The following is a 16633-nucleotide window of genomic DNA, read 5'->3' as shown; positions in this document are numbered from 1 at the left end:
CATCTGAAGATTAAGATAAATATGTATTTTCAAATACTTAGTGGGCCATACCTTTTGGCTTACATTTGAAACACCACTGAAGTTGCCCAAATTAGAGGGGCAGGCTTTTAGCCCGAGATTTTGGAACCCGGCGCAATAGTTGGCGAGGCGGCGTTCAGTTTCTCTATCGCGAAACCGGCGGCGGCTTTGTAGCGGGCCATGAAGGCGTCGCGTTCTGCAGCGGGTATGACGTCGTCAATGTTGTCAAAGGTCCCGCCGCAGATGTCGTTTACCATGCTCAGCAAGCCGAACGGACCCGCGCCACGGTTGCGCAACACAAGTTCGGACACAGGCGCGCACAGCGCATCGTCATAGGCCTTCAGCGCTTCGACGGTCACGCCATGGTCCAGCATCATGGCACCGATGGTACGCGCATCGATGATCGCTTGGCTGGCCCCATTGGACCCGGTCGGATACATCGCGTGGGCTGCGTCACCCATCAAGGCTACGGGCCCATCCACCCACGTTGGCACCGGATCGCGGTCGATCATCGGGTTCTCGTAGGCAACTTCCGCACCGTTCAAAAGGGCAGGGACGTCCAGCCAATCATAGGTCCAGCCCTCGAAATGATGGATGAAATCCGATACTTTCGCAGGCTTGTACCAACCGCTTTTACGCTCTTCAGTTTCATCAAATGTGACTTCGGCGATCCAGTTGATGTCGGCAAAGCCGTCAGCGTCGGGTTGGGAAATCGGATAGATGACCATGCGCTGGCGATGGGTCCCAAGGCCGATGAAGGATGATCCGGTACGGATCGGCTTTGCGCGGGTCGTACCCCGCCACATCAGCGCCCCACCCCAATGGATTGGCGGCTGATCAGGATGCATCTGGGCACGGATCGCCGAATGAATGCCGTCAGCGCCCACTAGCAGCGTGCCGGTTTCAGTGCTTTCGGACCCATCGGCCCGGCTGACAACCGCGCTGACACTGCCACCACCGTTTTTGGTATACCCGGTAACCTTAGCGCCCAACTGCACGGCCGCTGGCCCGGCACGTTCTATCAGCTTGTCATGCAGCATCATGTGCAATTTGCCGCGATGCGCTGCGTATTGCGGCCAATTGTAGCCAGCATCGGTGCCACGGGGTTCTGCGTAAATCTCCTGGCCCTGTTGCCCGACCAAGGCCCATTCCCGCGCAGGCAACCCGACCGCATCCAGATCATCGGCTGTGATGCCAAGGTCGAACAGTTCGCGGATTGCGTTGGGCTGGATATTGATGCCGACCCCAAGGGGTTTCAGGTCGCGCACGGATTCGAACACGGTGCTGCGTACGCCGATCTGGTCAAGGGTCAGGGCAAGGGCCAGACCACCAATGCCACCACCGGCAATCAAGACATGAGGTTGGGACATGATGCGCACCGTCAGTTGTTCAAAGTTGAGATGTGTTAGCAGATCATCGCTTTGGGTCAAACCTGGCAAATTACTTCATTGTGCGACGGCTTTACTGGCCAGCGCGACGAACGCGGCCCGCTCGGCCGCAGTCAGTTGCGCAAGAATATCGGTTTGAAGTGCGGCTACGACAGGGGCCACGACTGCCAGCATCGCGGCACCTTCCCCGGTCAGGGTGACCTGACGCGCGCGTCGGTCGTCCTGGTTAACTTCCCTTCGGACCCAGCCCTTCCGTTCCAGCCGGTCTACAACGCCGCCGATGGTCGCGCGGTCATAGGCGATTTCCTGGGCCAAGGTCGCCTGATCAATCCCGGGGTTTTCGTCCAAGATCGCCAGGGCTGCAAACTGGACAGAGGTCATATCAATCCCCGCAGCCTTCATCCGTTCTGCAAAGACAGAGTTTGAAATCTGGTGCAACCGTCGGATCAGGTGACCCGGCATCGTATCTAGTGTCATCTCACGCCTCTTTTAATAAGTATACATATCATATTGACAGGTCAGAGGGAAGCGCTCTAAATACGATAAGTGCACTTATTAAAACGAAGGGCGATCAGATGCAGTATCACTTGAACGGTTTCAAATCTGGCAGCCCCGATATTTCAGCCCCGTCAGGGACACCCCATAGCGACGAACCGCCAGGCAAGGTGGATGTCCTGATCGTCGGTTGCGGCCCCGCAGGCCTGACGCTTGCCGCGCAACTGGCAGCATTCGGGGATATTTCGACGTGCATCATCGATCAGAAATCAGGACCGCTTCAGATGGGGCAGGCAGACGGGATTGCCTGTCGGTCGGTCGAGATGTTCGAAGCATTCGGCTTTTCCGAAAGGGTGCTGCGCGAATCCTATTGGGTGAACGAGACGACGTTTTGGAAACCGGACGCCGATCAGCCTGCCCATATCGCGCGCAGTGGCCGGATCGAGGATACCGAAGAAGGTCTGTCCGAGATGCCTCATGTGATCCTGAGCCAAGCGCGCGTACATGATTTCTACCTTGATGTGATGCGCAACGGGCCGCGCCGCCTTGAGCCGCATTACGATCGCCAGTTTGTCAGCCTGGCCCGTGATGACAGCGCCGAGTATCCGCTGACGGTAACGGTGTCCCATTCACCCGATGGTATGCCTGTCCGGACCGAAGCCATTCAGGCGCGCTATGTCGTCGGCTGTGATGGTGCCCGCAGCGGCGTGCGGCGGGCCATCGGGCGCGAACTGGTCGGCGACGCTGCCAATCAGGCGTGGGGCGTCATGGATGTACTGATGGAAACGGACTTTCCGGACGTTCGCCTGAAATCCGTGATCCATTCCGCTAATGAAGGGTCTGTGCTAATCATCCCGCGCGAGGGGGGATATCTTGTGCGGCTCTATATAGAACTGGACAAGCTGAACCCGGATGAACGCGTTTCGCATAAGAATATCACCCAGGATCAACTGATCGCGGCGGCGGGGCGGATCATGCCCCCTTATTCGCTAGATGTGAAAGAGGTCGTCTGGTGGTCGGTTTACGAGATCGGGCAGCGCCTGTGCGACCGGTTCGACGATGCGCAAGACGGCGCTGATCCGCGCGTGTTCATCGCCGGGGACGCGGGTCATACCCACAGCCCCAAGGCGGGGCAGGGCATGAATGTGTCGATGGGCGATGCGTTCAATCTGGGCTGGAAGCTGGCAGCCGTGCTGCGGGGACAAAGCGCGCCCGCGATCTTGCACAGCTATTCAACCGAGCGGCAAGCGATCGCACAAGAGTTGATCGAGTTCGACCGCGCCTTTGCCAAGATGTTCAGCGCGCGACCCCAAACCGGCGACAAGGTGGGGGAAGACACCGTCGACCCCAAAGAATTCCAGCGCTATTTTCAAAAGCAGGGTCGCTTCACCGCAGGCACGTCCGTTCATTATGCGCCATCTCTTGTGGTGGCGGAGGGGGCGCACCAGCATCTGGCAAAAGGGTTTGTCATCGGGATGCGGTTTCATTCTGCCCCCGTCATCCGTGTCGCGGACGCCAAGCCGCTGCATCTGGGGCATACGCTTAAGGCTGATGGTCGCTGGCGGATACTGGCATTTGCGGGCCAAGACGGCGATGTGAGCGCGCTTTGTGACTATCTGGGGGGGGCTGGGTCCCCGATTACTCAAGTCACGCCTGAGGGTGCGGATATCGATTCAGTGATCGATCTGAGGGCTGTATTCCAACAGGGCCACCGCACGGTCGACGTCGGTAAATTGCCATCGCTTTTACTGCCCAAGAAAGGCCGCTATGGTCTGCGCGATTACGAAAAAGTCTTTAGCGCCGACCCCCGCGCCGACATTTTCGAAATGCGCGGCATTGATCGCGATCAGGGATGTCTGGTGATTGTACGGCCTGACCAATATGTCGCGCAGGTGTTACCACTCACGGCACACGACCAGATTACACAGCTGTTTGCGGGGGTTCTCAACCCGCACCGATGATAGCAAGGTGCAGGGTGTCACGCCGTTGAACTTCGAAAGGTTTTATTGTCCGGTCAGGCATGTGGGATAAGGTGCCGTTGGGGCGGGGGTTCAAGGTGTCGCTGTGAAAATGAGGCTCAATTTAAAATTCGTTGGAAATCTGCAATAAATTTTAAGCTAAAGTCGCTGGTCTGTTTCATCATCGCCGCGGTGAGGACGTCCAACTAGTCGTGATACGGGCGAAATTCTAGCAGGTTTGGCGAGGTGCCAATCACTTGGCTGTTGCGAAACTTACAAAAATATTTACGCGGTCGTTGTCGAAAAAGGCCATTTGAAACAGTGGGCTAGTGAATGATTCAGATGCCTCTTCTAGCCTGCAATGCTTTCAATAGCGTGATCGAATATTTCCGGAAGTTTGACCTGCCGCGTCTTTGGAAATCGCTAGAATTTCTGACATCTGACATTGCCTGTGATTTTGGAAACCCTCCGGTCGGTCAGGCATGAGTTTGGTAAATTGAGTTAAATGAAAAGCATCGATTAACGGATTCAAAAGTAGTTTCCCGGACAAAGGTCAAATCGGCCTTCTATCCAAAGAAACGAACAAGGAATCTGGATCCATGACATTGATCATTCAACAGCACACAGCAGAACCAGCAGTTGATGGTCTTTCTGCTGGTCTGGATGATCTTTTCGAGGGTACTCCACTCGTCTCCGACGGTCCCGACGATGGGCAGCATTTCGGCAAAACCACTCCGCTACGGCATGAGAGGGAGCGCTTCGATGATGGCTTGGGCAGCGCTTCAAGTGCTTATGAGCGCTCTGAAACTGGTTTAGCTGCCCAATCATGTAGGTCTCAATATTCAATTCCGGCACCAATGACCGCGGCTTTTCGAAATCGGCTCAGCAGTGCTTTGATCAACCGCATCGCCGCCAGCGCATTCTGCTGATTGACCCAACTAGGAGACCACTTTCGTGTCCACGTCAGATCAAACAAATTCTCTTAACTCGGTCGCGACCAAGTTTGTCTTAGCGGTCCTGCTTGCTATTTCTACGGTCGTTGGTGCCATGCTTGTGCAGGAAAACCAGACCACACATGAGTTGGCCGAAAAGGTTGTTTTTGATCGTTCCAAATCGGATGCCCGTCTCATGGCAGGTCTGTTGCCAGCACCAGTCAACTTTGGCCAGATCGGTGTAGTCGAGAATTTGATCGACAATTACATTGAAGGGTCGGACGGGCAGTTCACCGGAGTTGCCGTACTGAACGCCAAAGGCGAGGTCCTTGTCGAAAAAGGACCTCAAGTTGATGAAACGCTGCCGGATCTGGGGCGCACTGCCCTTTCCGCAAGCGACCCTGTGTTTTTCGACCAAGAGCGTATAACAGCGTACCCGCTTTATGCGGCGGGGGACCGTTTTGTCGGGGTCCTTGTCACACGCTGGTCAATAGAGCCGCTCGAGGCGTTTTTGGAAACGCGTCGAATAAGTGCCCTTTCATTGGCAGCTTTTGTAGGGATCACTGCTCTTCTCGTCACATTGTTTGCATTTCGCAGCCTTGTACTCAAACCCTTGGCATCGTTGAATCGTACAATCGGAAACCTTCGATTGGAGGAGTTTTCGGTTCCTGTGGAGAATACCAAACGCGGCGACGAATTCGGTATACTGGGACGAGAAGTCGAGCATCTTCGTGACAGCCTCGTAGCGGGGTCAGCGGCCGCCCGCGATGCGCGGTTCAAAAGTGAGGCGTTCGGAAGCTCGTCTGCAGCATTGGTCCTGGCAGACGAGACCGGACAGATATTTGCCATTAACCCTGCATTCGAAGCGCTGTGCCAAAAGCATATTGAGCACTTTGAGCGTCGTTTCCCAGGCTTTGAGGCAGGAAAATTGGTGGGTAAGCCGTTAGATTATTTTCACCCGAAAAACCCTGAACTTGCCAAGCGCGTGAGTGCATTGAGTGAAAAGGCGATTTCCACCACCATTTCAATGCAAGACGTGCGCATTTCCCTGAAGATCAAATCGATCCGCGACGAAAATGAGCGGCACATTGGTGCAGTACTTGAGTGGCAAGATGTTACGGAAGAGTGGAAAAATTCAGCGCTAATCCGTGAGATAAATGCATCGCAACTTCGAGCAGATTTCTTACCGAGCGGACAATTATGTGAAGAAAATGATTTATTCCGAAGCCTAATCGCTACCAGTCACACTCAATCGGGCAGCGCGGGTCTAACCACTTTGATCACGAAAGATGCGGAAACGATCTTTGCCCAAGTGAAAGAAAATGGATCATTCGTTGGCAAGATGATATTTTCAGGGGCCAATGGCACAGATGTAATTGTCGAAGGCAGCGTCACTTCTGTGGCGGATGTCGATGGGAAACCTTATCGGCTTTTCCTGCTTGGCCGCGACGTGACAGAGGCGGTCAGATCTTCAGAAGCCGCCCGCGTCGAACGCAAGCAGCTTGACCAGGAACGTTCCTTGGTTGTGGATTCGCTGCGTGTCGGACTGAAGCGGTTAAGTGGCGGTGACCTGCGGGCGACGTTGCCGGAACCCTTTGCCCAGCGGTACGAGGAATTGCGAGAGGACTATAATGAAGCTGTCACGAAGTTGTGCCAAGCCCTTGGTGCTATCGCTGATCGAGCGGAAACTATTCGGAATGAATCCCAAGATATCAGCGGCACTGCGGAGGTTCTCTCTCGACGTACGGAAGGTACCGCTGCAACTCTAGAGCAGGCCGCTGCAGCGCTTGATGACCTGACAGGTGCAGTTCGGGGAACGGCAGAAGGAGCGCAGAAAGCAAATGTTATCGTAACCGAAGCAAAAGCGAATGCAGAGGAGAGCGGTGTCGTCGTTCTAAAAACGGTTTCTGCCATGGATGAAATTTCAACATCATCTGAAAAGATGGCCTCAATCATTAAGGTGATTGATGATATCGCCTTCCAAACCAATTTACTTGCTTTAAACGCCGGCGTGGAAGCCGCCAGGGCGGGGGACGCTGGCCGTGGTTTTGCGGTCGTCGCATCAGAAGTCCGCGCCCTGGCCCAGAGATCTTCCGAAGCAGCACGTGAAATCAACGATTTGATCGCTAGATCCGTTGCCCAAGTGAAGATCGGCGTCGATCTGGTCGGCGAAACCGGCAATTCCCTGCACCGTATTGCTTCATCTGTGAATGACATATCTGGGCAGGTTTCTGAAATCGCTGTTTCAGCACAACAGCAGTCACTGACCCTTGAAGAAATTAACTCTTCTGTAACACAGCTTGATAGATCCACTCAACAGAACGCGGCGCGCTTGGAGGAAACGACAGCAGCGAGTGACGCGCTGAACAGTGTTGCGATGTCGCTTGTCGAAACCATCGGGCACTTCCAGATCTCGGAAAAAGTAGTCTCAATCTCGTCAAGAAAAATCACCCCAAAGGGCGTATCGAGCGACAACCAGAACGGTGTCTCTGACAATCCGAGAGAACAACGCAAAGATGGGGAAATTAGAGCCGCTGCAGGCACATGGACGGATTTCTGAAAGTGTTTTTAGAGATTGAATTTGAAAAGAACAAAAATGGACCGGACTATGTTTGAAGCAAGAACATCGGATGCCTCAATGACAGAAGTTCATGTTGCTCAAGGGGGATTCCATGTGAGCGAGTCTCCGGATGAAGTTATCAAGACCCTTTTGGGGTCATGTGTTGCAACTTGCCTGTTTGACCCTGTTGCCCGTGTCGGAGGGATGAACCATTTCCTGCTTGCTGGTGGTCCCGATCAGATGGCGCAATCCGAGCGCTACGGATTTTATGCGATGGAGGTCCTTATTAACGGCTTGCTTAAGCTTGGCGCGAATAAGTCAAGGATAGAGGCGAAGCTGTTTGGAGGCGCGACAATGTCCGGAATTATGGGGCATATTGGGAAAAAAAACTGCGACTTTGCGATCTCCTTTCTCGAATGTGAAGGTTTACCTATTCGAGCGATGAGCTTGGGCGGAACCCAGGCACGTCTACTTCGCTTTGTGCCGTCAACAGGACGTGCAAGTCAGCGACTCGTTGATGATATCGAACCAGAAGTTCAACCGATTAAAACCGTCAGTCCTGCGACAGACGATATTCAATTCTTTGAGGATTAAGGCTATGATGAGTTCGCTTATACTTGCAGAAAAGCTGCTTTCGTCTGCGGTCCCAAATTTAACCAATCAACTGCAGGCAATTGAGGGCACTCACATCCATCTTGATGGCCGAGAAGTGCGGGCGATCGGTGCTCGAGCGGCAGAATTATTACTGCGGTTCAAGCAAAATACGGAAGCAGCCGGAGGCACTCTGACAATCGATGCATCGTCAGAGTTGGCACAGGATTTGCAGATCCTTGCGATGAAAGAAGCACTTCTTGAAGAGGGAACGAAGTCATGAGCCTTAGCGTTCTTGCCATTGATGATTCACGTACAATGAGAAATCTTTTACGAGCTGCCTTAGAAGAGGCAGGGTTCTTGGTGACGACTGCGGAAGATGGCGCAGATGGGATTGAAAAACTGGAAGCAGCAAACCCCGATGTGATCATTACAGATATCAACATGCCAGTGATGGATGGTTTCGGACTGATCGAACAGGTTAGGCAATCTGAATTTGCGGCCTCGGTGCCGATTTTAGTATTAAGCACCGAGAGTAGTGATGCTTTGAAAAGTCGCGCGAGAAGTATTGGCGCAACTGGATGGATTGTGAAGCCATTCAACGACATCAAGTTAATTTCGGCGATACGCCGGGTGGCGAGGGTTTGACGCAATGGCTAGTCTAAACGAATTAAGACAGATATTCTTCCAAGAATGCGAAGAGCAGTTGGAGGAGCTAACCGACGGACTGAGCGAACTAGAGTTGCTTCAGCCGGATCATGAACCGGACCCCGAGACAATCAATCGGATGTTCCGCGCGGTCCATTCTATCAAAGGCGGCGCAGCGTCATTTTCGCTGGACGCTATAACTCAATATGCACACGCATTTGAAACTATATTGGACGAACTGCGGAGCGGTAAACTTACAATGAGCCGGGAAATTATTCCGGTGTTTTATCGAGGTGCTGACCGACTAACTGATTTTATCGCTTTAGGCGAGGCAGGTAGCGTGCCGGATGTCAGCGAACTTGCAAATGACATTTCTGAGATTACGGCACTATCTAGTGATTCACATCAAATTGGGGAAGTAGAATTTGGCGACGACTGTATCGCCGAATTTGTACCAGTTGCTTTATCGTTCGCTGCGGATGGAGCTGATCTTTCTGACACTGAACATGGAAATTACAGTATTAAATTCAAACCTACAAAAGCGCTGTATTCCAATGGGCACGAGCCAGTTCAACTTTTTCGTGAGCTTGAGACCCTTGGCTCCGTGGATATCAGCTTCAGTCTTGGCGGTGCTGCTGCATGGGACGTCAATGACCCCGATATATCGTGGCATATTTTGCTGTCCTCAGGCTGCTTGGAAAGTGAAGTCTATGAAGTGTTTGAGTTTGCTCATGACCTTGCAGAAATCCAGATAGAGATTTTGAAGACGGAGAAACCGATTTTCGAAAGCTCTGAAAGGCCAGCTCCAGCTTTATCGCAATTGGAAATCAATGCCGGTGGTTTAGCCAACGCAGAAGAAAAAGAGACTAGCCCCGAGAAAGCAAAGTCTGCTCAGAAAGCGACTGTTCGGGTTGATCTAGAGTTGGTGGACGAGCTCATTAACATGGTTGGTGAACTGGTTATTACGCAGGCCGTAATGACGCAATCTATTACTGAATCAGAATTATCTGTTAGTCGCCAGTTGGCAACCACACTTGACGACTTCAAGACACTTACGCGCACAATTCAAGAGCGTGTGATGGGAATTCGGGCGCAATCAGTTAAACCTCTTTTTCAACGAATGGGGCGAATTGTCCGTGAAACAGCGCAAATAGCGGGCAAGGAAGTGCGCTTTATCACTGAAGGTGAGGATACAGAAGTTGACCGGACAGTCATCGAAAGACTTGTTGACCCTTTAACCCATATCTTGCGAAATGCAATTGACCATGGACTAGAGCATACTGACCGCAGGATAGAGGTTGGTAAGGTGCCAAATGGTTCGGTCAAACTATCGGCGGCACACAGATCTGGTCGTGTCGTAATCGAAGTTAATGATGATGGTGGTGGCGTTAATCGCGAAAAAGTTCTTTCATCAGCTATTGAAAAAGGTCTTGTGTCCGAGACTGCGAAGCTGGGTGACGCGGAAATTGACCGCCTTTTGTTCTTACCTGGTTTCTCAACCGCCAGTGCGATAACGAACCTATCTGGTCGGGGGGTGGGAATGGATGTCGTGAACAGTGAAATTCGTCGTCTTGGGGGGCGAGTTTCGATTATCTCGACGCCTGGCCAAGGCACGACGATCTCTATCAGTTTACCACTTACACTTGCAGTCCTTGATGGCATGGTCGTTAACGTTGCCAATCAAACGATGGTTGTCCCCATCTCTGCTATTACCGAGACAATACGGCCAGAAGCCTCAAAAGTGCACCTGATAGGTCCAGAGGCGCGCATGATTTCAGTCCGTGATTTGATGTTGCCGATCATCGATCTGGGCACGATTTTTGGATTTGAACCAGAGCGCAAGCTTGGGCAAGACGGCATTCTGTTGATCGTGGAAGACGACAAAGGGGATCAGTTTGCCTTGGCTGTTGATCACATTCTTGATCAACGACAAGTTGTCATCAAGAGCTTGGAATCGAACTATGGTCATGTGCCGTATGTAGCAGCAGCAACGATCTTGGGCGACGGTCAGATTGCTTTGATCGTTGACCTTGATGAAATCACCAATGAAATCCCCGTGGCCGCTTCGGTGTCCCCCAAACCAGTAAGAGTTTCCGCATGAAAACCGAAACATCGCCTGAAAAGGGCAGTAAACGAGAACTTATCACCTTCTCAATCGGACAGCAGGACTTTTGTATGGATATCATGCTTGTTCGCGAAATCCGAGGCTGGACAAAAGTAACCATGCTCCCTCACTCACCAGCAGATGTGTTGGGGGTGATGAACTTAAGAGGCGCTGTGGTCCCTATTGTTGACCTGTCAGCTAGGCTTGGGCTGGGGGCATGCAAGCCTAGCAAGCGCGATGTAATTATCATTGCACATATTGGGAACCAAACTGTGGGATTTCTTGTGACTGCAGTCTCTGACATTGTCGGTATTTCGCCAGAGGAAATACAACCAATGCCAAAAGTCGGCGGTCTTGACGAAAATGGTTTTGTTCAAGGTATCATTGCATCTGGCGATAGGACGCTACGTGTCCTCGATATTAGTGAATTGGCTGCAGCGATGGCGGCAGAGCCGGTTGAAGCATGAGTATTCCATCGCAAGGCTTTCAATCTGAGTTATTAGCCATCGACATATCACAAGATGCATTCGACAATATTTCCTCCATCCTAAAAGACAAGACGGGCATCTGTCTCTATGAAGGTGCGGAAAGATTAGTTGTATCGCGCCTTTCGAAATTTCTTAAGCCCCTGAGCTTCACAACTTTTGAAGAATATCTGCAGCATGTACTTAGTCCGAATGGTGCACCCGAACTGGAGCAGATGATAAACGCATTGACGACGAATACGACCAGGTTTTTCCGTGAGCGTGGGCATTTTGACCTACTCGAAAACCAAATTATGCCTCACCTTATCGAGAAGGCTAGAAATGGAGAGCGGGTTCGTATTTGGTCTGCTGCATGCTCAAGTGGGGAAGAAGTTTATAGTATCGCATCGGTCATTCTAAAGTGCCTGCCAAATGCGGCGGACTATGATCTACGTATTTTAGCGACAGATATCGATAGTGACATACTTGAAGAGGCTAATGCAGGAGAATATCGCCTCTCTGCGCTTGAAGACGTTCCGCCCGGTTATGCTGAGTTCATTTTTGAGAAGGAACAGTCAGGCGAGATTCTAAAAATTCGTCCGCAAGCCCGGGATCTGATTTCATTTCGGTACCTGAATTTTATGGATCCTTGGCCCGTTTCAGGTCCATTTGATGTGATATTTTGCAGAAATGTGACAATCTATATGGATGAAGCAACTCAAATGCGAATCTGGGCGGGTCTTGAAAAGGTTCTTCACCCAGACGGTTTTTTATTTATCGGCCACTCCGAACGTATTGGACCAAGCCTATCTAATCGTCTCGAATTGTTCGGACCGACAGCCTTCCGACGTCCGCAAGCGATTAGCTTGAATTCCACATCAATTATGGAGAAGCAAAATGTCACTTCGCAATACACTTAAAATATTGGTTGTCGACGATACGAGCGTTAGCAGGGGCTTGCTTTGTAACTCATTGGAAGACATTGGTATGCGGAACGTTGATTTCTGCGTGTCTGGTGACGTCGCGTTCCAACGTGTTAGCCGAGAGGGCTTTCATATCGTAATTTCGGATCATCACATGCCGGGTATGACTGGCCTTGATTTGCTCGGCAATCTGCGTATGCAAAAAGCTACAGCGAATGTGGGTTTTATTTTGGTAAGTGGTTCAATGAATCAAGAGATACTGGGACGGGCACAAAAACTGGGTCTGAACAACTTTCTTTCAAAACCCTTCGACACCCAAAAGTTAAAAAAATGCCTTGAAACAGTGACAGGTCCCTTATGAGCGGCGCACTTGTTTCATTGTCTTCAGTGATAAAGAGGGTCGAAGGTGAACTGGGCCGGATTGAAGAATTGGGTCGGAGTATTGAGGAGACTGTTGGCGATTATTTTTTGCATGAAGGTGACAGGAGAGTAAGCTCCCGACTTGCGTTGCAAGATATAGACCTACTTGTTCAGACACTCGCTGACCTGAAAGTATTCCTCAATCATCTGAGCAACAGCAAGATTGAAAAAGATATGGTCAATATCGAGCCAGCCCTAAGTTTCACAAAGCTGGATAGAGTTAAAACTGCGTTAGCGGGCGTTGAAGCAGCAAAACAAAATAGTGAGGAAGATGAAATTATTTTTTGATCCCTTCGGATCAAATTTCATACATCCATAAATCTAAAGACAATGACCGTAATAGGGCCGTTTGCGCGACGCCAGTATTCTATATTGGTCCGTTGAGTAGGGCGCACCGATCTGAACAAAAAGTCCGCGCAATCATATCAGCCACCAAAACCCGTGCGCCCGCCAAAGCTTTTGCCGAAACCACCGCGAGAGCTGGCGGTAGCGCGGGTCATAGGTGTTTTGCCTGCAGTCGTGGCGGGACGGGTAAATTGCGACGTGTTGAGCTTTGCTGCTCCGCTGTTGGTGGAAAAGGTGCTGGTGCGTGCGGCATTGGTATATTTCCCGCCCGAAGTTTTATACATGGGTTGCCCTGCCGACATGCCGGCACGTCCACCCATCATATTACCGATAAGATATCCAGCCAGCAGCGGCATGAAGATGCTGCCTGATCCGCCTTGGGTTGCCGAGGCTTCCGTGCTGCAGGCATCCGCACCGTGCTGTTCTTCGCATACCTCGAGACTGTCATAACGCGGGGCTGCTTCGACATGAAGGGTCTCTGCTGCGTTGACGGCGCTCTCGCAATCTTGGGCGGTGAACATGCCGCCTTGGGTCGCTTCGGCGGTGCAGGTCTGCAAATCGGGGAACGCCTTGGCGTCCACCTGTTCTTCGCGGCAACCTGCAAGAGCAAAGGCTGTGGCTCCGAGAATGGTGATCGCGACGCGGCTGGAACGTTTGGTCATGACAATCCTGTCTTTCGGTAAGATATTGGCTTTATTGGGCACATCAGGCAATGATGTAATGTGGTTTGAACCGCGATAGATCCTGCGTGATGCGCGACTGATCCTCGCGAATACCGATGCCTGCGCAGGCTTCGCCGATCACCCATGCGCCGATTATCGGGCGAAACCCATCGTGTTGGGGTAGGGGTTCATAGGCCTGAATGATGCGGGGGTGTTCGGCATAAGCGGCATTCTGTAACTGTTCGATGATCTGTCCGGCTTTGGTGATTGAAACCGACGCGCCCTCACGGGACAAGATCGGCTTGGTGACATGGCCGGCGATCATTTGCGCCTCGGCGCGATCGAAAGCCTCGGCCACTTTGGGGGCCGCGGGCCCACGTCTGATGATCGCGTCAGTAACGTCCTGTTCAAAAAAAGCGGGCAGAAGATTTGGATGGCCTTCGAACATCTGCCATAGCACCGGCAAAAGGCCCTTGTTGGACAAGAGCGCCTTCCATGCCGGTTCCAGAAACAGGCAGCGGGACCCGGCGATGTGATTTGCATAGTCGTCGCGCAACAAGTTCTCCCAAGGGTAAAGCTTGAACAGGACCCCCATGATGCGATCCTCATCGTCCAGAAACTGCCCTTCGTCACTGATCGCGATCTTTTCCAGATCGCAATAATGTGCGCCCAACCCAGCCTCGCGGGCGGCCCAGCCCATCGCTTCTACGGTGCCGTAATCCTCGGGGTTGCCGCTGACGGCGGTGAAATGCAGGTCGCTCCCTGGCTCGAACACCGCGCCGAACCGTGCGACCAAAGCCTCGTGAATGCCGTTGAACTGATCCGTACCCTCTGGCAACACGCCAGCGGCAAGCTGATCTTCGAGCCATTGCCACTGAAAGGCCGCACTTTCATAAAGCGAAGTTGGCGTATCTGCGTTGTATTCCAGCAGTTTGGCGGGGCCATTGCCGCTATAGGCGAAATCGAAACGCCCGTAGATTTCCGGATCGCCCCGATGCCAGCTTTCGGCGATAAGATCACGATGCGCCTCCGGGATCGCGAGACGGTCCAGCAGGTCCTCGCTTTGCAGAATATGGACGACTGCCTCGCGACACATGGCATGCAGTTCGGTCGCGGGATCTTCGATGTCGTTTTCGATCTGCTCGAGCGAGAAGGCGTAGGCCGACGTCTCATCCCAATAGGGGGCACCGTGCATATCGGCGAAGGTAAAGCCGACGTCCTGCGCGTGCTCCCGCCAGGTCGGGCGTTCGGGCAAGGCCACTTTCTGCATGCAACGTCTCCTTGTTTACTGACTGTCATTTAGGTGGTTTGGGGGCAGGAAACCAGACCCCGGGTTTTTCTTGTAGAAAGAGGGGGCCCAGCAAGATGTAGGCCAAAGCCCCAAAGATATCGGCCACGGTCAGCGGCTTTGGGAATTGTCAGATTGCTGTTTTGGTGTAGGCTGATTGTCAGCGCATGCTCAAATTGATGGGGCAGACAACGAAGCGAAAAGGAATAGTTTCATGGGCGATATCGCATTACGGGGTGATCAGCTTAAGAAGATGATGGCCATGGCCAAGAAGCGTGATTTGAGTTTTGCCTATTGTCCGGGCAATGATCCCAAAGAAGACGTGTTCGTTTTGGATCGCAAGAAAAAGCCCGAAGTCATCGGTCGCGTTGCCCGCGGTGAAAGCACGGGCACCAAGCTGGGGTACGGTACCGCCAAGGTCAAAGGCCGCGTCATCGAATTGACCTGTGAGCGCGAGTTGCCGCAGATGGCCAAAAAGCTCAAGAAATTCCTGAAGTTTGAAAAAATTCCGATGAACGTGCTGGTCCTGGATTCCAGCGGCAATGTTCTGGAAGAAGATATCGAAGACATGCCCGATGACGGATTGCTGGATGATGTCGCGGATGATGAGGGTGATGGAAACGATGACGTCAGCGAAGCGGCTGAAAACGAAGATGCGGCAAAGAATGCGCCTGACGCTGCTAGTGACGATGCGGAGTTGCTCAAGAAGCTCAAGGCGCGCGCGTTGCAGGTTCAGGGCGCAATCAAGGGCGTGAAACCAGATGCGCAGGCCCCGTTGGTTGCCGGGTTCAAAACGGCGGTGGGCGCGCTTCAGGGCGGTGATTTGCCCAAGGCCGACGATATGCTGACCAAGCTTGAGCGGGCGATTGCAAAACTTTCAGGTCAAGGCACCGCAGCAGATGCGTCGGCAAAAACCGAAGACCCGGCCCTCAAGCGTCTTGCCGAGGTGTCGGCCGTCCTGTCAAAGCGCATTGATGCCTTGGGCGAGGTCGATGGTGCGTCACGCTTGCGCGCGGTGCATGGCATGCTGGATGATCAGATTGCATCGGGCGACGCAAAAAAGGCGACCGGCACGGCCAAGGCATTGGGCGATGCGATTGCACGCTTGGCCGAACAGGCTGCTGCTGCGCCGTCGACGGATCAGAATCCGCCGGAAAACGCAGACGACAACGCGGCAGACCCCGGCGCTGGCTGGCGTGAAGCTCGCGCAGACCTTGAGCCAGCCATTCTTGATCTGTTGCAGCGCGGGATGGGGGACGTGGGCAAAATGCGTGCGGTTCTGGCCTATTTCACGGAAAAAGGTGAGGCGGATGATTTTGCCGGTGCCATGAAGGCGGTACCGGGTCTGAAAAAGTTGATCGCCGATGCGCATGCCGCCGAACAGACCGCAGCGGAAAAGGATATTCCCGCTGGCGTCGTGCCCTATGTACGCGCCCGCTTGGATTGGTCCAAAACCCGCATTTCGCTCAACTCGGAACTGATAAAGCTACAGGATTCGATCCTGGCCGTGTGTCAGGGCGAAGAGTTCCCGACCATTGCCACTGATACCAAAACGCTGTTCACCTATCTCGACACGCTCGACTCCCGTCTTGAGGACGCCCTTGAAGCGCTGGTGCAGGAACCAGACGGGCAAAAGCGTGAACTGCTGAAAGAAAACGCCCGCAAAGTGTTGAGCGAATTCCAGAGTGAGCTGGACACGCCGTTCTTTCAGACGGTGGACGGGAAGAACGGGTTCAAACCCGTCAACGTCCGGGGGGCGGCTATCACGTCGCTTGGCAAAGTGGACGAAGCGTTGCGGACCGCTGCTTAAGCGATTGAGCCAAGAAGCTGTCTGTTG

General features: G+C 52.8%; 16 protein-coding genes. 12 read left to right on the top strand and 4 right to left on the bottom strand.

Going from position 1 to position 16633, the window contains the following annotated elements:
* Positions 1 to 107 precede the first annotated feature (107 nt).
* Together RGAI101_RS18460 and RGAI101_RS18455 are read right to left on the bottom strand one after the other, a co-directional pair.
* Positions 108 to 1388 carry a flavin-dependent oxidoreductase gene (locus RGAI101_RS18460; protein WP_037230161.1) on the bottom strand — a complete coding sequence of 427 codons (1281 nt, stop codon included), beginning with the start codon at positions 1386 to 1388 and terminating at the stop codon, positions 108 to 110.
* Between the two features lie 75 nt (positions 1389 to 1463).
* On the bottom strand, positions 1464 to 1883 hold the full coding sequence (locus RGAI101_RS18455) for a MarR family winged helix-turn-helix transcriptional regulator (protein WP_037230051.1): 420 nt from the start codon (positions 1881 to 1883) through the stop codon (positions 1464 to 1466).
* A 98-nt stretch (positions 1884 to 1981) separates the two neighbouring features.
* Between RGAI101_RS18455 and RGAI101_RS18450 the strand changes: the two genes are divergently transcribed.
* The 11 genes from RGAI101_RS18450 (at position 1982) to RGAI101_RS18405 (ending at position 12789) form a co-directional block, all read left to right on the top strand.
* A complete protein-coding gene (locus tag RGAI101_RS18450) occupies positions 1982 to 3862 on the top strand; it encodes an FAD-binding monooxygenase (protein WP_008229733.1) in 1881 nt (626 codons plus the stop codon).
* 596 nt (positions 3863 to 4458) lie between these two features.
* Complete coding sequence (locus RGAI101_RS21965; RefSeq protein WP_157044745.1) at positions 4459 to 4788, top strand: hypothetical protein; 330 nt, start codon at positions 4459 to 4461, stop codon at positions 4786 to 4788.
* Positions 4789 to 4813: 25 nt separating this feature from the next.
* Entirely contained in the window at positions 4814 to 7351 is a 2538-nt protein-coding gene (locus tag RGAI101_RS21340; RefSeq protein WP_050763261.1) for a methyl-accepting chemotaxis protein, read from the top strand.
* A gap of 48 nt (positions 7352 to 7399) precedes the next feature.
* On the top strand, positions 7400 to 7945 hold the full coding sequence (locus tag RGAI101_RS18440) for a chemotaxis protein CheD (protein WP_037230155.1): 546 nt from the start codon (positions 7400 to 7402) through the stop codon (positions 7943 to 7945).
* A 4-nt stretch (positions 7946 to 7949) separates the two neighbouring features.
* Entirely contained in the window at positions 7950 to 8225 is a 276-nt protein-coding gene (locus RGAI101_RS18435) for a hypothetical protein (RefSeq protein ID WP_037230048.1), read from the top strand.
* Positions 8222 to 8590, top strand: coding sequence for a response regulator (locus RGAI101_RS18430; protein WP_008229609.1), 369 nt, complete (start codon positions 8222 to 8224; stop codon positions 8588 to 8590). The genes RGAI101_RS18435 and RGAI101_RS18430 overlap by 4 nt, the downstream gene beginning before the upstream one ends.
* A gap of 4 nt (positions 8591 to 8594) precedes the next feature.
* Positions 8595 to 10691, top strand: a complete 2097-nt coding sequence (locus tag RGAI101_RS18425; RefSeq protein ID WP_008229702.1) for a chemotaxis protein CheA — start codon at positions 8595 to 8597, stop codon at positions 10689 to 10691.
* A complete protein-coding gene (locus RGAI101_RS18420) occupies positions 10688 to 11161 on the top strand; it encodes a chemotaxis protein CheW (protein WP_037230046.1) in 474 nt (157 codons plus the stop codon). The genes RGAI101_RS18425 and RGAI101_RS18420 overlap by 4 nt, the downstream gene beginning before the upstream one ends.
* Complete coding sequence (locus RGAI101_RS18415) at positions 11158 to 12078, top strand: CheR family methyltransferase (RefSeq protein WP_050763260.1); 921 nt, start codon at positions 11158 to 11160, stop codon at positions 12076 to 12078. Before RGAI101_RS18420 ends, RGAI101_RS18415 begins: the two co-directional genes overlap by 4 nt.
* Positions 12056 to 12442, top strand: a complete 387-nt coding sequence (locus RGAI101_RS18410; protein WP_037230044.1) for a response regulator — start codon at positions 12056 to 12058, stop codon at positions 12440 to 12442. Before RGAI101_RS18415 ends, RGAI101_RS18410 begins: the two co-directional genes overlap by 23 nt.
* A complete protein-coding gene (locus RGAI101_RS18405) occupies positions 12439 to 12789 on the top strand; it encodes a hypothetical protein (RefSeq protein WP_037230041.1) in 351 nt (116 codons plus the stop codon). Before RGAI101_RS18410 ends, RGAI101_RS18405 begins: the two co-directional genes overlap by 4 nt.
* Before the next feature lie 137 nt (positions 12790 to 12926).
* Here the strand turns inward: RGAI101_RS18405 and RGAI101_RS18400 are convergent, their stop codons facing one another.
* Together RGAI101_RS18400 and RGAI101_RS18395 are read right to left on the bottom strand one after the other, a co-directional pair.
* Positions 12927 to 13508, bottom strand: a complete 582-nt coding sequence (locus RGAI101_RS18400) for a DUF1190 domain-containing protein (protein ID WP_008229585.1) — start codon at positions 13506 to 13508, stop codon at positions 12927 to 12929.
* A 43-nt stretch (positions 13509 to 13551) separates the two neighbouring features.
* Positions 13552 to 14778 (bottom strand): glutathionylspermidine synthase family protein, encoded by a 1227-nt coding sequence (locus tag RGAI101_RS18395; RefSeq protein WP_008229743.1) that lies wholly within the window; start codon positions 14776 to 14778, stop codon positions 13552 to 13554.
* 232 nt (positions 14779 to 15010) lie between these two features.
* Between RGAI101_RS18395 and RGAI101_RS18390 the strand changes: the two genes are divergently transcribed.
* Positions 15011 to 16606 (top strand): hypothetical protein, encoded by a 1596-nt coding sequence (locus tag RGAI101_RS18390; protein ID WP_008229707.1) that lies wholly within the window; start codon positions 15011 to 15013, stop codon positions 16604 to 16606.
* Positions 16607 to 16633: the final 27 nt, after the last annotated feature.

It is taken from the genome of Roseobacter sp. GAI101 (assembly GCF_000156335.1).
GTDB lineage: Bacteria > Pseudomonadota > Alphaproteobacteria > Rhodobacterales > Rhodobacteraceae > Sulfitobacter.
This window is presented reverse-complemented; position numbering and strand designations above follow the sequence as displayed.

What these genes read in the sequence shown, in the direction of transcription:
- RGAI101_RS18405 (WP_037230041.1), top strand. Translation starts at nt 12,439, where the DNA reads ATGAGCGGCGCACTTGTTTCATTGTCTTCAGTGATAAAGAGGGTCGAA.
- RGAI101_RS18425 (WP_008229702.1), top strand. Translation starts at nt 8,595, where the DNA reads ATGGCTAGTCTAAACGAATTAAGACAGATATTCTTCCAAGAATGCGAA.
- RGAI101_RS21965 (WP_157044745.1), top strand. Translation starts at nt 4,459, where the DNA reads ATGACATTGATCATTCAACAGCACACAGCAGAACCAGCAGTTGATGGT.
- RGAI101_RS18395 (WP_008229743.1), bottom strand. Translation starts at nt 14,778, where the DNA reads ATGCAGAAAGTGGCCTTGCCCGAACGCCCGACCTGGCGGGAGCACGCG.
- RGAI101_RS18455 (WP_037230051.1), bottom strand. Translation starts at nt 1,883, where the DNA reads ATGACACTAGATACGATGCCGGGTCACCTGATCCGACGGTTGCACCAG.
- RGAI101_RS18460 (WP_037230161.1), bottom strand. Translation starts at nt 1,388, where the DNA reads ATGTCCCAACCTCATGTCTTGATTGCCGGTGGTGGCATTGGTGGTCTG.
- RGAI101_RS18450 (WP_008229733.1), top strand. Translation starts at nt 1,982, where the DNA reads ATGCAGTATCACTTGAACGGTTTCAAATCTGGCAGCCCCGATATTTCA.
- RGAI101_RS18415 (WP_050763260.1), top strand. Translation starts at nt 11,158, where the DNA reads ATGAGTATTCCATCGCAAGGCTTTCAATCTGAGTTATTAGCCATCGAC.
- RGAI101_RS18420 (WP_037230046.1), top strand. Translation starts at nt 10,688, where the DNA reads ATGAAAACCGAAACATCGCCTGAAAAGGGCAGTAAACGAGAACTTATC.
- RGAI101_RS18440 (WP_037230155.1), top strand. Translation starts at nt 7,400, where the DNA reads ATGTTTGAAGCAAGAACATCGGATGCCTCAATGACAGAAGTTCATGTT.
- RGAI101_RS18400 (WP_008229585.1), bottom strand. Translation starts at nt 13,508, where the DNA reads ATGACCAAACGTTCCAGCCGCGTCGCGATCACCATTCTCGGAGCCACA.
- RGAI101_RS18435 (WP_037230048.1), top strand. Translation starts at nt 7,950, where the DNA reads ATGATGAGTTCGCTTATACTTGCAGAAAAGCTGCTTTCGTCTGCGGTC.
- RGAI101_RS18390 (WP_008229707.1), top strand. Translation starts at nt 15,011, where the DNA reads ATGGGCGATATCGCATTACGGGGTGATCAGCTTAAGAAGATGATGGCC.
- RGAI101_RS18430 (WP_008229609.1), top strand. Translation starts at nt 8,222, where the DNA reads ATGAGCCTTAGCGTTCTTGCCATTGATGATTCACGTACAATGAGAAAT.
- RGAI101_RS18410 (WP_037230044.1), top strand. Translation starts at nt 12,056, where the DNA reads ATGTCACTTCGCAATACACTTAAAATATTGGTTGTCGACGATACGAGC.